General features: G+C 70.9%; 14 protein-coding genes and 1 pseudogene. 11 read left to right on the forward strand and 4 right to left on the reverse strand.

What is annotated here, in order from left to right; all coding sequences use genetic code 11:
• Window positions 1-58: 58 nt before the first annotated feature.
• The 3 genes from ACIHAR_RS01805 to ACIHAR_RS01815 all read left to right on the forward strand — a co-directional run bounded on the left by ACIHAR_RS01805 (window position 59) and on the right by ACIHAR_RS01815 (window position 2,453).
• Window positions 59-859 (forward strand): GNAT family N-acetyltransferase, encoded by an 801-nt coding sequence (locus tag ACIHAR_RS01805; RefSeq protein ID WP_400015913.1) that lies wholly within the window; start codon window positions 59-61, stop codon window positions 857-859.
• 280 nt (window positions 860-1,139) lie between these two features.
• Window positions 1,140-2,174 carry a hypothetical protein gene (locus ACIHAR_RS01810; RefSeq protein ID WP_400015915.1) on the forward strand — a complete coding sequence of 345 codons (1,035 nt, stop codon included), beginning with the start codon at window positions 1,140-1,142 and terminating at the stop codon, window positions 2,172-2,174.
• 15 nt (window positions 2,175-2,189) lie between these two features.
• Window positions 2,190-2,453: a hypothetical protein gene (locus ACIHAR_RS01815; RefSeq protein WP_365465783.1), complete on the forward strand. Its 264-nt coding sequence runs from the start codon at window positions 2,190-2,192 to the stop codon at window positions 2,451-2,453.
• A 135-nt stretch (window positions 2,454-2,588) separates the two neighbouring features.
• Here ACIHAR_RS01815 and ACIHAR_RS01820 read toward each other — a convergent pair whose 3' ends face one another.
• The 3 genes from ACIHAR_RS01820 to ACIHAR_RS01830 form a co-directional block, all read right to left on the reverse strand.
• On the reverse strand, window positions 2,589-3,587 hold the full coding sequence (locus ACIHAR_RS01820; protein WP_400015918.1) for a DMT family transporter: 999 nt from the start codon (window positions 3,585-3,587) through the stop codon (window positions 2,589-2,591).
• Window positions 3,584-4,189 (reverse strand): TetR/AcrR family transcriptional regulator, encoded by a 606-nt coding sequence (locus ACIHAR_RS01825; protein ID WP_400015920.1) that lies wholly within the window; start codon window positions 4,187-4,189, stop codon window positions 3,584-3,586. The genes ACIHAR_RS01820 and ACIHAR_RS01825 overlap by 4 nt, the downstream gene beginning before the upstream one ends.
• Before the next feature lie 476 nt (window positions 4,190-4,665).
• Complete coding sequence (locus ACIHAR_RS01830; RefSeq protein WP_400015922.1) at window positions 4,666-5,136, reverse strand: hypothetical protein; 471 nt, start codon at window positions 5,134-5,136, stop codon at window positions 4,666-4,668.
• 72 nt (window positions 5,137-5,208) lie between these two features.
• Between ACIHAR_RS01830 and ccrA the strand changes: the two are divergent.
• From ccrA to ACIHAR_RS01855, 5 genes and pseudogenes are all read left to right on the forward strand, one after another.
• Window positions 5,209-6,424, forward strand: a pseudogene (gene ccrA / locus ACIHAR_RS01835) (crotonyl-CoA carboxylase/reductase).
• A 96-nt stretch (window positions 6,425-6,520) separates the two neighbouring features.
• Window positions 6,521-6,715 (forward strand): antitoxin, encoded by a 195-nt coding sequence (locus ACIHAR_RS01840; RefSeq protein WP_365465777.1) that lies wholly within the window; start codon window positions 6,521-6,523, stop codon window positions 6,713-6,715.
• A gap of 194 nt (window positions 6,716-6,909) precedes the next feature.
• Window positions 6,910-7,236 carry a hypothetical protein gene (locus tag ACIHAR_RS01845; protein WP_400015924.1) on the forward strand — a complete coding sequence of 109 codons (327 nt, stop codon included), beginning with the start codon at window positions 6,910-6,912 and terminating at the stop codon, window positions 7,234-7,236.
• Entirely contained in the window at window positions 7,224-7,421 is a 198-nt protein-coding gene (locus ACIHAR_RS01850) for an aminotransferase class V-fold PLP-dependent enzyme (RefSeq protein WP_400015926.1), read from the forward strand. The genes ACIHAR_RS01845 and ACIHAR_RS01850 overlap by 13 nt, the downstream gene beginning before the upstream one ends.
• Window positions 7,394-7,921: a hypothetical protein gene (locus ACIHAR_RS01855; protein WP_400015928.1), complete on the forward strand. Its 528-nt coding sequence runs from the start codon at window positions 7,394-7,396 to the stop codon at window positions 7,919-7,921. The genes ACIHAR_RS01850 and ACIHAR_RS01855 overlap by 28 nt, the downstream gene beginning before the upstream one ends.
• Before the next feature lie 50 nt (window positions 7,922-7,971).
• Here the strand turns inward: ACIHAR_RS01855 and ACIHAR_RS01860 are convergent, their stop codons facing one another.
• Window positions 7,972-8,847, reverse strand: coding sequence for a GntR family transcriptional regulator (locus ACIHAR_RS01860; RefSeq protein WP_365465773.1), 876 nt, complete (start codon window positions 8,845-8,847; stop codon window positions 7,972-7,974).
• Between the two features lie 270 nt (window positions 8,848-9,117).
• Between ACIHAR_RS01860 and ACIHAR_RS01865 the strand changes: the two genes are divergently transcribed.
• The 3 genes from ACIHAR_RS01865 to ACIHAR_RS01875 all read left to right on the forward strand — a co-directional run bounded on the left by ACIHAR_RS01865 (window position 9,118) and on the right by ACIHAR_RS01875 (window position 12,326).
• On the forward strand, window positions 9,118-10,371 hold the full coding sequence (locus ACIHAR_RS01865) for an extracellular solute-binding protein (RefSeq protein WP_400015930.1): 1,254 nt from the start codon (window positions 9,118-9,120) through the stop codon (window positions 10,369-10,371).
• Between the two features lie 84 nt (window positions 10,372-10,455).
• Window positions 10,456-11,442 carry a carbohydrate ABC transporter permease gene (locus ACIHAR_RS01870; protein WP_400015931.1) on the forward strand — a complete coding sequence of 329 codons (987 nt, stop codon included), beginning with the start codon at window positions 10,456-10,458 and terminating at the stop codon, window positions 11,440-11,442.
• A 32-nt stretch (window positions 11,443-11,474) separates the two neighbouring features.
• On the forward strand, window positions 11,475-12,326 hold the full coding sequence (locus ACIHAR_RS01875; protein WP_400015934.1) for a carbohydrate ABC transporter permease: 852 nt from the start codon (window positions 11,475-11,477) through the stop codon (window positions 12,324-12,326).
• Window positions 12,327-12,332 lie beyond the last annotated feature (6 nt).

Consider the following 12,332-nt stretch of genomic DNA (forward strand, 5'->3'; position numbering starts at 1 on the left):
AAGAGTCAAAGGGTGACGAACTCGAAGAGTCGCCCCGTCATGAAGCCATGGAGTCGCGATGACCGATCTTGCGGAGTCCATCGAGTCGATGGAACAACTCGCCGTGGTCTGGCGAGCCATGGTGCTCGACCGGGACGCGGACGCTGATGTGAGCGACCTGCCGGGCATCGCCGTCCGGTGGGCCGACTCCCGGTTCGCCTTCTGGAACGCGCTCACCCTGACCGACGTGGGTACGGACGCGCACCTCCTCGGTCAGCGACTGGCCCAGGCGGCGGACATCATGCGCTCGAAGAAGCAGCCGGGCTTTCTGTGGCTCTTCGAGGACCTCCTCGACGAGGAGGCTCGCGCCACGCTGGAGACGGCGACCGAGCGGGCAGGCCTTGAGTACGCCTTCCCCGGTACGGGCATGGCCGGCGACCTCCTCCCTGTTCCGGACCCGGTGCACCCGGATCTGACGTTCGTGCGCGTGACCACCGACGAGCAGTTGCGCGCCTATGCCGACCTCAACGCGCGCGGCTACGGGTTTCCCCCGGAGGCAGCCCGCGACGGACTCGTCGGATCCACGCTGTGGAAGGACCAGGTGTACGCCTACCTGGCCATGCGGGGCGACGTTCCGGTGTCGTGTGCCGGCACGATCGCGGCGGACGGCCGCCTGTTCGTCGTACTCGTCGCCACGGACCCGGAGTGGCAGCGCCGAGGCTACGGCGAAGCGGTCACCCGCAAGGCGCTGTACGAAGGCGCGCGGGCCACCGGACTGACCCGAGCCACCTTGCACGCGACCGTCGCCGGAGCCCCGGTGTACCCGCGTATCGGCTTCAAGCCGAACTCACCGATCAGCTTCTACGGTTTGAAGGACTGACCCGGCCGAAGGCGTTAACGCGGCCCGCGTACCGGCCCGTTCCCGGCTCCAGGCGCCCGTCAATACGCCGTTCTCTCCGCGAGGTCATCCCGGGAGATGCGCCTGGACCGTGACCTGAGCACGCCGTGCCCGCCCGAAACCGGCGATCACTCACCGTTCCACGGCTGGAACAGGTGAGCCGCCGGACGGCCGGAGCCCGCCTGGTGAGCATACTGACCGCGCACTGGTCACCGTATTGGCTCAGAATGGACGAAACGTCCACATTCGCGGAGGCGCGGTGATGCACGGCAACGCCGGGAACGACGACGGATCCCTTGAGGAGCGTGAGCGGTTCGACGGCGAACACGACGCCGAGGACACCGGCGCGTACACCGAGCCGGAGCCGTACGACGAGGAGCCGGAGTTCGTCGAAGAGTGGGAAGAGTACGAAGGCCATGGGCAGGCTGATCCTGCTGCCGCCGACGCGAACCCCGACGTCTATCTCGATGTTCCGGTGCTCAAGGTCGACGAGATCGACCTGGACGTCGAGGACCTGCGGGCACGTGTCTCACTGCAGGCCGAGGTGCTGGACCTGCTGAAGCTGAATGTCGGCGCCGACGTCACGCTCGGCCGGGTGCACCTGGGCATCTCGGGTGTGGAAGCGCAGGCGCAGCTCAAAGTACGTCTCGACAATGTCGCGAGGATCATCGACCGGGTGCTCAGCACGCTCGATCGCAACCCTGAGATCCTGCACGAGCTGGCACGGGGCGTCGGGTCAGCCGTGCAGGACGTCGGCGGCGGAGCCCGCGACGCGATCGGCGAGCTGGGCACGGGCGCCGGGAGGGCCGTCCAGGACGTCGGCCGGGGCGCCGGTTCCGCCGTGCAGGACGTGGGTCGCGGCGTCGGTTCCGTGGCGAAGGACGTCGGCCATGGGGCCGGAAGGGCCGTCAGGGACGTGGGCCGCGGCGCCGGGCGCGCGGTGGAGGACGTCGGCGGTGAGGCCGGCCACGCGGTCGGAGAGGTCGGCAAGGGCGTCGGCGACGCCACCGGAAGCGTGGTCGAGGGCGCAGCGGGCGTGACGGAAGCGGCGGGCGAAACGGTACGCAAGGCTGGCCACGCCGCTGAAGACGCCCTCGACACAGCAGGCGAGACCGCGCGTCGAACCGAGTCGGCCGGACGGAGTACGACGCGCAGGCCGGCGGAGGGGGAGCGGCGCCGGGCCGGTCAGGGCGGCACCCGCACCCGCCGCGTGCGCGGCGAGGACGGCAGGGTGCGACCGAGGCCCAGTCGCCGCCGTACCGCCGAGGAGCCGGAGGAGCGGGAAGAGCCACCCTGAACGGGGGGCGCCGGGGTGCAGAGTCCGGCGTGGGACATCTCGTTCCGGTCGACGGTTCGCGCCGATCGTCTCCGTTTCGCGGAACGACCCCGGACAGCCGTCGGCTTCCCCGGCGCGGGGGAGCGGGATTCGACCAGCCACAGCCACCGGACCCGCCTTCCCGACAGGGTCGTCGCCGAAGAGGAGTACCAGGACGTCACCGTCGCCTACCGCCTCGCGACCCGGCTCACCGGACAGGTGGAGGGCGGACGGGTCGGCGCGGACGGCACGGACACGTGACGACCACCGCGCCGACGAGCGGCGCGGGGGGGCAGCCGTGACGGCTCGAGAGCTTCCCGGACGGCCGAACGAGCGGCGGGTGCGCTTCTGGCGGAGCCGCTTCTACCGAGGCGGTGAACCCACTGTCACCTGGGATCATGGAGCCCCGGTGTGCCCTGCGAGGGCGGCGTCCTTCGGGGTGGTGGCGGCCGGCCCCGTGGTGGTCGCCCGGGGCCTGCGGGTCGGCGTGGTGAGTACGGCGAGGCAGCCGCCGACCAGGGCGATGCCGGCCCACCCCGGCAGTGGCAGTCGCTCGCCGACGACGAGGACGGCCAGGACGGCGGCGACGGCGGGTTCCAGCAGCGAGAGCGTGGTCGCGGTGCTCGCCGGCACGTGCGCCAGCCCCCATCCGAACAGGACGTAGCCGGCGAACATGGGCACCAGAGCCATGTAGGCGCCGACGGCCGCGTTGGACCAGGAGGCCAGGAGCGGGGCTCCGGTCGCGAGCAGCACCGGCATCAGAAGCAGCCCGCCTGTCCCGAAGACGGTTCCCATGGCCGCGCCGGAGGTGATGCCGCGGCTGATCAGGCGGTGGGCGGCCCAGGAGTACAGGGCGTAGGTGAGCCCGGCGATCAGGCCGAGCCCCACGCCGAGCACGGTCTCGCTCGCGGAGCGCATTCCCGGGCCGGAGTGGGAGCCGGCGGCTTCGGCCGCGCACAGCAGCACCGTCCCCGACAGGCCCAGAGCGGCGCCGGCCATCCAGCGGCGCGTGAGGCGGCGCCCGTCGACGACGCGCTCGATCAGGGCCGAAGCGAGCGGGGCCGAGCCGATCGACACCACGGTGCCCGCGGCGACCCCGGCCAGGTGCATGGAGCTGTAGAACGCCAGAGGGTAGGCCCCCACCGACAGCGCACCGAGGAGCACCACACCCTTGTGCGCTCGCAGCCGTGGGGCTTCCCGACGGATGCGGGGGGCGGCGATGAGGGCCTGGAGCAGTCCGCCCAGGCCCATGGCGGCGGCTCCGATCGCGAGCGGTCCCACCGACGGGGCGAAGGTGGCGGCGGTGCCCGTGGTGCCCCACAGCACTGACGCCACCAGCACGCACATCGCGCCCACACCCGTCGAGCCGGCCGCACGCGCGGCGGGCCGCGTCACAGCCTGTCCAGCAGGTCGGCCGCCATCGCCCGGGCGTGCTCCACACGCGTGCCCGCGCCCTCCAGGCCGGCGCGTGCCATCGAGCCTTCCAGCAGGAAGGACAGGTGTTCCGCCATGGCACGCGCTTCCTCGGGCCGGTCGGGCAGCAGCTCCGCAAGATGCCCGGCGAGCAGTGACTCGACCTCCTCCTTGTGCCGGCGCACCACGTCCCGCCCCTCGTCCCCGGCGGGCAGCTCGGCGGCCGCGTTCAGCAGTCCGCACCCCCGGAAGCCGCGCTCGTAGGCGAAGGCGGCGTGATCGGCGTACGCGTCGAAGACCGCCAGCACGCGACCGCGACCGTCCGAGGTCTCCGCCAGCCGCCGCCGGTACAGGCCCAGCCACTCCTCGTGCCGCGCGTCGAGGTAGGCCATCACCAGGTCCGACTTGGAGGAGAAGTTGTTGTACAGGCTCATCTTCGCCACGCCCGCCTCGGCGGTGATCGTGTCGATCCCCGTCGCCGCGACCCCGTCCGCGTAGAAGCGGCGCGCCGCGGCAGCGAGCAGCCGCTCCCGCGCGGCCCCCCGCCGCCTGGGACGCGTTGCCGCAGTTCCGGTCTCGCTCATCGCATGCCCTCTCCGTTACTAGGTAGGTCAGTCTACCTAGTATGGTCCGGTCGTACGCAAGGCAATCGCTCCGACCGACCTGGATGAAAGCGGCCCGATCGGTCCCAGCGGCCCAGCAGCGGCGTACCGGGCGCGGAGAGCGACTCGGCGGACCGCACCGACCACGGCCTCAGAGGTGCCGTGGACCTCGTACTCCCGCCGTGACCGAACGCCCCTGCGACAGGGCTCGTCCAGTCGCTTGAAACCGGCCACTTTCGCACCACCTGGCCGGCACCTTTTCGGGCTGGTACTGGGCTGCGACGCCACGAGCGGCACACGGGCACGCTGATCCGGGAGGCCGAGCTGACGCGGCGGGCCCGTCTGCGCGCTCAGCCCCCTACGGACTGGGCCCCCGTCCTGGGCGCCCCGAATGCGGCCCGCCGACGGGGGAGGCGACAGACTGCGCGCCCTCGCCGACGTCACTCAGCTTGTTGCGCCTACGTCTCGTCCAGTGCGGCGGCGGCTGCGTCGACGAAGGGCCTGATCAGCCGTATGTAAGAGCGCAAGGTCTCTTGAAACTCACGACGGTTCTCCCTGCCGGCATTCTCGGCCGCGGCCGCCAGGGCTGTGCTGAGCGTGCCCGACATGATCAGCAGGTTCGATGCGGCGACTTGGACTGTGGAAGGGCCTTCCAGATCGATCAGCGTCACCGCCAGGCGCAGTCGCTGATGCCGGTCGCGGTGAGCGGCCAAAGCACCTTCGTACTCGGTGGTTGAGAGACCGCTGACCCCTCGAAGTCCGTCAGCGACGGCCTGGGCGTGGTCGATGAGGTCTAGGTAGGCCGCCCGTCGGGTCTGGCGGATACCTTCACGGCGCTGAGCGGCGGACGCGCCACTGACCTGAATTCGAGCAGCGTGGGCGATGACCGAACCCGAGCCGATCGCCCGCATCGGCGAGGCGGTCGCCACGGCCCTGCGCGGCCTCGGCGGCTGAACCCCTTCCCCTTGAGCACCCTTGAGCACGCGTTGAGGAGATCCAGCGTGAGAGCGACCCAGGACCTCCACGAACTCGGTGACGCGCCCGAGATCGGCACCGCCCCGAAGAAGATGTACGCCTAGCGCTACGGACAGCCCTTCGACGCCTTCCGGACCGAGGTGGTCGACGTCCCGCCCGTGGGGCGCGGACAGGTCCTGGTGAAGGTGATGGCCGCCGGCATCAACTACAACAACGTCTGGGCGGCGCTCGGTTCGCCGCTCGACGTGATCGCCGCCCGGCAGAAGGCGGGCGCCACCGAGGACTTCCACATCGGCGGCTCCGACCTGTCCGGGATCGTGTGGGCGGTCGGCGAGGACGTGCGCGGGGTGAAGCTCGGCGACGAGGTCGTCGTCCTCGCCAACCGCTGGGACGAGAAGGCCGAGGACATCCGCCTCGGCGGCGACCCCACCTGGTCCACCAGCCAACGGGTGTGGGGCTACGCGGAGAACCACGGCTCCTTCGCCCCAGTTCGCGGTCGTCGACGACTACATGTGCCACCCCAAGCCCGCCCGGCTGTCCTGGTCCGAGGCCGCCTGCTACATGGCGACCGCGGCCACCGCCTACCGCCAGCTCTTCGGCCGGCCCCCGCACACCGTGCGCCCCGGCGACCCGGTGCTGATCTGGGGCGGCGCCGGCGGCCTCGGCTGCATCGCCATCCAGCTCGTCCGGCACGTCGGCGGCATCCCCGTCGCGGTCGTCTCCAGCGAGGAACGCGGCGAGTTCTGCCTCAAGCTGGGCGCCGAGGGCTGGATCGACCGGCGGCGGTTCGACCACTGGGGACGGCTGCCGGACACCTCCGACCAAGCGGCGATGGACCGCTGGCTGTCGGGTGCCCGCGCCTTCGGGCGGAGCTTCTGGGAGGTGCTGGGCGAGCGTCGCAGCCCGCGCATCGTGCTCGAGCACTCCGGCGCCGACACCATCCCCACGTCCCTGTACCTGTGCGACAACGGCGGCATGGTCGTCCTGTGCGGCGGCACCACCGGCTACAACGGCGACGTCGACCTGCGCTTCTTGTGGATGCGGCAGAAGCGCCTGCAGGGCTCGCACGTCGCCACCGCCCGCGAGGCACGGGAGGTCACCCGTCTCATCGACCAGGGAATCATCGACCGCTGCCTGTCCCGGACCTTCGATTTCGACGAGATCGGCCTCGCCCACCAGCTCATCCACGACAACCGGCACCCGGCGGGGAACATGGCCGCACGGGTGGGCGACCGGGGATGAGGAACGGGGCGGTGGTGAGCCGCCCGGTGATTCGCGCGCGGCCGGAGGGGTACCTGCGGCGGTGTACGACGCACGTGCACTCCCGGGAGGTATCCCATGGGCAAGCTGGGCGACATGATGAACAAGGCCAAGCAGATGGCCAAGGGCCACCCCGACAAGGCCGACAAGGGCGTCGCGGGCGCCGAGCGAGTGGTCGACGAGCGGACGGGCGACAAGTACGACGCCCACACCGACAAGGCCGCCGACGCGGCGCGGCGCTCCTACCGGGACGGCGGCACGTCGGAACGCTGACCTCGGAACGACCGGCTGCCCGTCCCCGGTGCTGCACCGGGGACGGGCAGCGCGCGGTCAGCCGCGGGCGCCGGCCCGGCCGACGACGTAGCTGAACACCCCCGTCCCGACGCGCACCACCCGCACGTGCACGGCGTCTGTCGGGGCCGCGCGCAGGCAGACGCGCAGGCCGTCCCCGGACGGGCACACCCGCAGTGCGGGTCGGGAACGCCATCGGCGCGCTCATCGGGGCCGCGCCCGGGCAGACGGTCGCGGGCGACTCCACCAGCGTGCAGCTGTTCACCGTGCTCGACGCCGCCGCCGCGCTCCGCCCGGACCGCCCGCTGCTGGTCACCGACCCCGGGCACTTCCCCGCCGGCCGCTACCTGGCGGACGCGGTCGCCCGTCGCCGGGGTCTGCGGGTGCGGCGCGTGCCACCGGCGGACCGCGCTTCCTCGCCGCCGAGGGCCACCGGGTCGCCGTCGTCAGCTACGCGCCCGTCGACTTCCGCACCGGCGAGCTGGACGACATGCGGGCGCTGACCCGGGCCGCCCACGACGCAGGGGCCCTCGCGCTGTGGGACCTGTGCCACGCGGCCGGCGCCCTGCCCCTCGACGTCGACGCCCTCGGCGTCGACCTGGCCGTCGGCTGCGGCTACAAGTTCCTCTCAGGCGGCCCCGGCGCCCCGCCTTCCTGTACGTGGCGCAGCGCCATCACGCCGACCTGAAGACGCCCTTGCCGGGCTGGACCGGCCACGCCGACCCGTTCGGGCTGGCCCGGGAGTACGCGCCCGCCCCCGGCATCGCCCGCGCCCGCATCGGTACGCCGCCGATCCTGTCCCTGCTCGCCCTCGAAGCGGCCCTCACCGCATTCGACGGCGTCGACCTGACCCGGGTCCGCGCGAAGAGCTTGTCCCTGACGGGCTTCTTCCTGCGCTGCGCGGACGAACTCCTGACCTCCCTGGGCTTCACCTCCGTCACCCCGGCCGATCCCGGTCGGCGCGGCAGCCAGGTCACACTCCGCCACCCCCACGCCCGCGGCCTGGTCGCCGCCCTCGCCGAGCACGGCGTCATCGCCGACATGCGCGCGCCCGACCTGCTGCGCTTCGGCGTCAACGCCCTGTACACCAGCCACCGGGACCTGCCCACCGCCGCGCTCCACCTGCGGGACATCACCCGGGGCGCCGCCTACGACCCCGCGCCGCCGAGCGCGGGACCGGTGACCTGAGGTCGACGACCCGCCCTCAGCGGGGCAACGGTCGCCGAACCGCCGATCTTCTACGGCACGCGTGACGCCGGCCCGCCGGCCTTCCCGGCTTCCGCTCCGGACACCCCCGAGCCGGTGGGGGGACTGGGCTCCCACTGAGCGGTCGCCCCGGGTGCCATGCCCGGGGTGACCCCCGCCGGGGGCGTGGTGGCCCGGGCGCTCGACGAGTTCAGGCGGAGCCGGGAGACGATGCGATAGCGGTCGCCCCGGTAGATCGAGTGGACGTACTCCACGGGCCGGCCGTGCGTGTCGCTGGTGTGGCGTTCGAAGAGCAGCGCGGGAGACAGTTCGGGCACGCCCAGGAGTCTCGCCTCCGCCTGGCTGACGACCGTTGGCTCGATCGTCTGTGTCGCTTCGCTGACCTGCACCCGGTGCCGCTCACGCAGATGCTCGTACAGGTCGCCCGTCTCCAGCTCCCGCGCGGTGAGCGCGGGTACCAGTGCCGCCGGGATGTGCAGGTGCTCGATGGCCATCGGAGCGCCGTCGACGAGTCGCAAACGGGCCGCGTAGACGACGTCGGCGGCCGGAGACAGGTGCAGTTTGCGGCCCACGCGGGCGCCGGCCGAGATGGTGGCGAACTCCAGCAGGCGGCTCGACCACGCGCCGGACGCCTGCGGCAGGACCATGCCGTGGGAGTCCGAGACGAGTTCCTGGGTGATCTTCTCGGGAGCCACGAACATGCCCCGCCCGTGCTCGCGCACCAGGAGCCCGGCCGCCACGAGTTCGTCCACGGCCGCTCGCAGGGTCGGGCGGGAGACCTCGAGCGTGGCGCACAGGGACCGTTCGGAGGGGATGGCGTCTCCGGGGTGCAGTGACTCGATGAGCTGAAGGATGTGGTCCCGGACCCGCTCCCGCTTGAGCACCGACCCCGACTCGCCAGCGTTCATGCCGCCCGCTCCCGCCCCGCCGCTACGCGAATGTTGCTCGACCAGTTGTGTGGACTGTTTACCACTGATCGCCCGCTGGTCAAGCGCGGGGTTCGCCCGTCTGTCATTCGGCGTGGGGACGCGGTGGCCAAAACTGAGGCTACCGCGGGGGATTGACGCCTCAAATGGTCTATGCCATTTTCATCGACCAACGAGAGGTCACCTGTCCAGTGACTCAACTGGTCAGGTTCCTTGGCGCCTTCCCTCCAGAGGTGAACTGTGAAGCTCCGCATGCTTGCAGGCCTGTCCGCACTGGTGATCGTCTCAGGCGTCAGCGCCTGCGGCGACGGCTCCGGATCGTCCGGTGACTCCGCCGACGGCGCCACGACGATCGACGTCTGGCTCATGCGCGACAGCATCTCTGCGCAGTTCCAGAAGGAGTTCGTCGCAGGCTTCGAGGCCGCCCACCCGGACATCGACGTGAAGGTCCAGATCCAGGAGTGGGACGGCATCGGAGAGAAGGTCACGGCCGCCCTCGCCAGCAACGACGCTCCGGACGTCATCGAGACGGGCAACACCCAGGTCGCCCAGTACGCACAGAGCGGCGGCCTGCTCGACCTCAGCGACAGGACCGACGAACTCGGCGGCGGAGACTGGCTCAAGGGCCTGGCCGAGCCCGGAGCGTTCGAGGGCAAGCAGTACGGCATCCCGTACTACGCCGCCAACCGCGTCGTGATCTACCGCACCGATCTGTTCGAGAAGGCCGGCATCGATGCCGCCTCGATCAAGACCCGCGACCAGTGGATCGCCGCCACCGAGAAGCTCGACACCGCTGGCACACAGGGCATCTACCTGCCGGGCCAGATGTGGTACGCCCTGGCCGGGTTCATCTGGGACGAGGGCGGCGACCTCGCCACTCGGTCCGGCGAAACCTGGAAGGGCGCACTGGACACCCCGCAGGCGCTGCGCGGCATGGACTTCTACAAGAAGCTCCAGGCCCTCGGCAAAGGCCCCAAGGACTCCGACGAGGCGGAGCCTCCGCAGGCCGAGGTCATGGCCAAGGGGCAGGTGGCCCAGATCATCTCCACTCCCGGCGGAGCCAACGTGGTCACCGAGAACAACCCCGAACTCAAGGGCAAGCTCGGCTTCTTCCCCATCCCGGGCAAGACCGCCGAACGCCCCGGCTCGGTGTTCATCGGCGGCTCCGACCTCGTCATCCCGGCGGCCTCGGGCAAGCAGGACGCCGCCTTCACCTTCATCAAGGAACTCACCGGTGACGCCTGGCAGCGCAAGCTCGCCGCTGCGATGAGCTATGTGCCGAACAAGACGACCCTGGCCGACGCGGTCGCCTCCGACCCCGGCGCCTCGGCCATGGCGGCGGGCGCCGCCGTCGGCAGGGCGACACCCAACACCCCCGGCTGGGCGGCCGTCGAAGCCAAGAACCCCATCAAGGACTACATGACCGCGGTCCTCACCGGCGCCGACGCACCGACGGAAGCAGCACGGGCCTCCGCGTCGATCACCGCCGCCATGAACGACTCCTGATCCACGACCGGCCGGCATGCCACGCCACCTGGCGCGGCGGACGGCCGCCCACCCCGGTGAGACGACACCCGAGGAGACGACACCGTGTCGGTCATCCGCGAGTCCAGTGCGCCACCCACCCGGCCACGCCCGCCTTCGCGGCCCTCCGCGAAACCGAAGCGCGGCAGCGCACGACGGCCCGGCCACGCAGGCGTATGGCCCTACCTGCTGGCCGCCCCCACGATCCTGGGCATGCTCTACCTCCTGCTGTACCCCCTGGCCCGCGCCGTGCTGATATCCCTCCAGGACTTCCAGCTACGTCAACTCATCCGGGGCGACGCCGATTTCGTGGGACTGCGCAACTACGAGACGCTGTTGACGGACGAGCGCTTCTGGCAGGTCGTACGCCGCACCTTCGCCTTCATGGCCGTGAACGTCGTCCTGATCATGCTGATCGCCACCCTGGTCGCGCTGCTCATCGAGCGGCTGGGCCGCCTGTGGCGAACGGCCGTGCTCAGCGCACTCGTGCTGGCCTGGGCGATGCCCGTCATCGCCGCCACCACCGTCTTCCAGTGGCTGTTCCACTCCGAGTTCGGCATCGTCAACTGGGCTCTCCACCAACTCGGCTTCGCCTCGTTCGACCGCTACCCCTGGTTCGCCCACGGCCCGGCCGCCTTCACCATCCTCGTCCTGCTGATCGTCTGGCAGTCGGTGCCGTTCGCCGCCATCACCCTCTACTCGGCCCTGACCACCGTCCCCGCGGAACTGTACGAGTCGGCCCGCCTCGACGGCGCCTCGGCCGGCCGCATCTTCCGGGCCATCACTCTGCCCATGATCCGGCCGATCTTCATGCTGGTCCTCTCCCTGGAGGTCATCTGGACCTTCAAGGCGTTCGTGCAGATCTGGGTGATGACGAACGGCGGACCAGGAGACGCCACCACCATCCTGCCCGTCTACGCCGTCCAGACCGCCCTGTCGAGCCAGCGCTACGACCTCGGTTCCGCGGCCTCGATGGTCACCGTCCTGCTGATGGCCGGTGTGCTCGTCCTCTACTTCCGCCAGATGTTCCGCCAGGAGGGCGAAGCCCTGTGAGCCCGCGAAACCCTGTGAACCTGCGAAGCCCCATGGGCCTCGGGCGAACGGCGCGTCACCATCCCCGCCGGCGCGTCCTCCTGAACTCGGCCGCCGGTCTGACGATCGCCGTCTGCCTCTTCCCCGTCTACTGGATGATCACCACCGCGTTCAAACCCAACCGGGACATCCAGTCCGACGCCCCTCGACTCCTGCCCCGCACCTGGACACTGGAGCACTTCCGCACCGCGGTCGACGCGGACGGATTCGCCCTGTTCTGGCGCAACAGCATCCTCGTGACCGCGAGCGCCGTCCTGCTCGCCCTGGTCGTCGCGCTCGGTGCGTCGTTCGCCGTGGCCCGCATGCGCTGGCGCGGCAGACGGCAGTTCATGCTGCTGGTGTTCATCGCCCAGATGGCACCGTGGGAAGCGCTGATCATCCCCGTGTACATCATCTCCCGGGACACCGGCATGCTCGACCGCCTGCCCACCCTGACCCTCGTGTACTTCATGATGACGCTGCCGTTCACCATCGTGGTGCTGCGCGGATTCATCGCCGCCATCCCACCCGAGCTGGAGGAGGCGGCACAGGTCGACGGCTGCACGCGCCGGCACGCCTTCCGCCACATCACCTTCCCGCTCCTCGCCCCCGGCCTGATGGCCACCTCCCTGTTCGGCTACATCACCGCCTGGAACGAATTCGCCTACGCCAACTTCCTGATCATCAAGCAGCAGGACAGCCGCACCCTGCCGGTCTGGCTGTCGTCGTTCCAGAACGTCTTCGGCACGGACTGGGGCGCCACCATGGCGGCCTCCACCCTCTTCGCGCTCCCCGCCCTCGCCGTCTTCCTCCTCCTCCAACGCCATGTGACCTCCGGCTTCGCCGCCGGTGCCGTCAAGGGCTGAGCCTTC

This window comes from Streptomyces sp. NPDC052016, from assembly GCF_044548445.1.
GTDB lineage: Bacteria > Actinomycetota > Actinomycetes > Streptomycetales > Streptomycetaceae > Streptomyces.

Coding starts and splice junctions, on each gene's coding strand:
- ACIHAR_RS01805 (WP_400015913.1), top strand. CDS start 59: ATGACCGATCTTGCGGAGTCCATCGAGTCGATGGAACAACTCGCCGTG.
- ACIHAR_RS01810 (WP_400015915.1), top strand. CDS start 1,140: ATGCACGGCAACGCCGGGAACGACGACGGATCCCTTGAGGAGCGTGAG.
- ACIHAR_RS01825 (WP_400015920.1), bottom strand. CDS start 4,189: ATGAGCGAGACCGGAACTGCGGCAACGCGTCCCAGGCGGCGGGGGGCC.
- ACIHAR_RS01840 (WP_365465777.1), top strand. CDS start 6,521: ATGGGCAAGCTGGGCGACATGATGAACAAGGCCAAGCAGATGGCCAAG.
- ACIHAR_RS01850 (WP_400015926.1), top strand. CDS start 7,224: ATGCGGGCGCTGACCCGGGCCGCCCACGACGCAGGGGCCCTCGCGCTG.
- ACIHAR_RS01860 (WP_365465773.1), bottom strand. CDS start 8,847: ATGAACGCTGGCGAGTCGGGGTCGGTGCTCAAGCGGGAGCGGGTCCGG.
- ACIHAR_RS01865 (WP_400015930.1), top strand. CDS start 9,118: ATGCTTGCAGGCCTGTCCGCACTGGTGATCGTCTCAGGCGTCAGCGCC.
- ACIHAR_RS01875 (WP_400015934.1), top strand. CDS start 11,475: ATGGGCCTCGGGCGAACGGCGCGTCACCATCCCCGCCGGCGCGTCCTC.